Source organism: Megasphaera sp. DJF_B143, from assembly GCF_900320625.1.
GTDB lineage: Bacteria > Bacillota > Negativicutes > Veillonellales > Megasphaeraceae > Megasphaera > Megasphaera hexanoica.
Window position 1 is genome coordinate 1 of sequence record NZ_ONTA01000172.1, and the last position, 2,345, is coordinate 2,345.

A 2,345-nucleotide genomic window follows, 5' to 3' on the forward strand; every position below is an offset into this window, starting at 1 on the left:
ATATAGAATGCACAGGAGGAACCCATCATGACAAGAACCGTGAGTGAAGAAAAAAAGGCTCTCAGACGGCAGGTAAAAGAACGGGTGGCACAACTACCAAAAGACTATTGCCAGAAATCTGATGCCGCTATCCGCCAGTATGTACTGTCTCTGCCGGAATACGGACAGGCCCGGCGCATTTTCTGTTATGCCGGTACGCCATCAGAAATCCAGACACTGCCGCTGATTGCGCAGATGCTCTCCGACGGAAAAGAAGTCGGCGTACCCTATTGTATTTCCTTGGGAAAGATGGAAGTCCGGCAGATCCGCTCTCTGTCCGACCTGAAGCCCGGGCGCTATGGCATACTGGCACCGGATACGACCTGTCCTGTCATGGCCGCCCATACAATCGACCTGGGCCTTATCCCCTGCTGCACGTGCAATGAAAAAGGCCAGCGTCTGGGCTATGGCGGAGGTTTCTATGATATCTATCTTCATGACAGCCATTTCGCCCGGGCTGTCTTATGCCGTCATCAGGTAATGACCGGTCAGATTCCCATGGAGGATCACGATGAACGGATGGACTTGGTCATTTCAGAAAAAGGTGTTATCCGGATTTCCCGGCAGGAATGATGCCGTTTGTACTAGTTTTCCATCATAGCTAATATAAGATAATTATTATTAGCAAAAATGAACTATTGATGATATAGTATAGGTATCAGTACACGTTGGTGCTGGTGAAAAAACATCTGACTACACGGGGAGGGATTTCCTATGAACTATCAAGTATTGCTGTCACCGGGAACCATTGGTCCACTGCGTCTCAAAAACCGGGCCGTCATGGTCCCCATGGCAACCGATCTGGCTGACCGCCATGGCGTCGTCACCGACCGGCAGATCCGCTATTATCAGGAACGGGCCAAAGGCGGCGTGGGGATGATCATCGAAGAGTATACGGGGGTCGATGATATAGACAGTATCCCATCGATTCATAACCTGAGAATAGCCCGGGAGTATCATGTCCCGGAAATGGAAAAACTGACCGATGCCGTCCATATGTATGACTGTAAAATCGCAGCCCAGCTCCATCACGCTGGTGCTACGTCCAATCCGGCACTGACGGGCCGGCCCAATCTGGCTCCCAGTGCCGTACCGATTGCGCCGGGGAAACCCGTACCGCAGGAGATGACCAAAGATGATATCCACCGGATCCAGCAGAAATTCATTGATGCGGCAGTGCGCTGCAAAAAAGCAGGCTATGATGCGGTCGAACTCCACGGGGCACACGGCTACCTCATCGCCCAGTTTTTCAGCAAGTACTATAACCGCCGCCACGACGAATACGGCGGTACGGTGGAAAACCGCTGTCGGTTCATCAGCGAAATCATCCAGGGCATCCGGCAGAAACTGGGCCGCTTTCCCATTATGGTGCGCATGTGTGGCGATGAAATGACGCCCGTAGAAGGGTTCCTCACCCTGGAAGACGGGCTGGAAATTGCCCGCTATCTGGAATCTTGCGGTATCGATGCCATCAATATCAGTAATGGCAGTGCCCGCAATGCCGATGCCAATTGTGAACCCTATTCGTACCGTCCGGGCTGGAAAAAGCATGTGGCAAAGGCATATAAAGAAGCGCTCCACATCCCGGTCATTGCGACGAATACTATTAAAAACCCAGAATTTGCCGAAGAACTCCTCGAAGAAGGCGTTTGTGATTTTGTCGGACTGGGCCGGTCCCAGCTGGCCGATCCGTATTTTGTCGAAAAGGCCCGCACAGGCCGCAGTGATGAAATCCGGCAGTGTATCGGCTGTCTCTATTGCCGGGAACGGGTCTTGGGAAATGACATGCCTATCCGCTGTGCCATCAATGCCCGTACGGCCCGGGAAATCGAATTTGACGATCTGCAGAAAAATGGCGATGGAAGGACCGTCGTCGTCATAGGCGGCGGCCCGGCCGGGATGGAAGCCGCCCGCGTGCTGGCTCTGCGTCAATTCCACGTAGTCCTGTTGGAACAGGAAGCGTCTCTGGGCGGCATGCTTAACGTTGCCGACAAACCACCGCTAAAAGAACAGATTACCAGACTGGTGCATACCATGACGTGCCAGCTGCAGTGCCTGAACGTAGACATCCGCTGCCGGGCTGCGGGAACGGTGGAGGAAACGGCCTCCTTCCATCCGGCAGCCGTCGTCGTCTCCTGCGGGGCCAGACCGCGGATCCTGCCCCTGCCGGGATTCGACCTTTCCCATGTCGTCACGGCAGAAGCCGTATTACAGGGAAAAGCTGCCGTACAGGGCCGGTCTGTCATTATCGGATCGGGCCTTACGGGACTGGAAACGGCCGCCGTGCTTTTGAAGGACCACCATCC

Annotated in this window: 2 protein-coding genes; both read left to right on the top strand. The window is 54.1% G+C overall.

What is annotated here, in order from left to right:
• The first annotated feature begins 27 nt into the window (after positions 1-27).
• Positions 28-612, top strand: a complete 585-nt coding sequence (locus DBO31_RS05240; protein WP_075581653.1) for a 5-formyltetrahydrofolate cyclo-ligase — start codon at positions 28-30, stop codon at positions 610-612.
• A 141-nt stretch (positions 613-753) separates the two neighbouring features.
• The coding region (locus tag DBO31_RS05245; RefSeq protein ID WP_150824611.1) for an FAD-dependent oxidoreductase at positions 754-2,345 on the top strand (1,592 nt) is incomplete at its 3' end.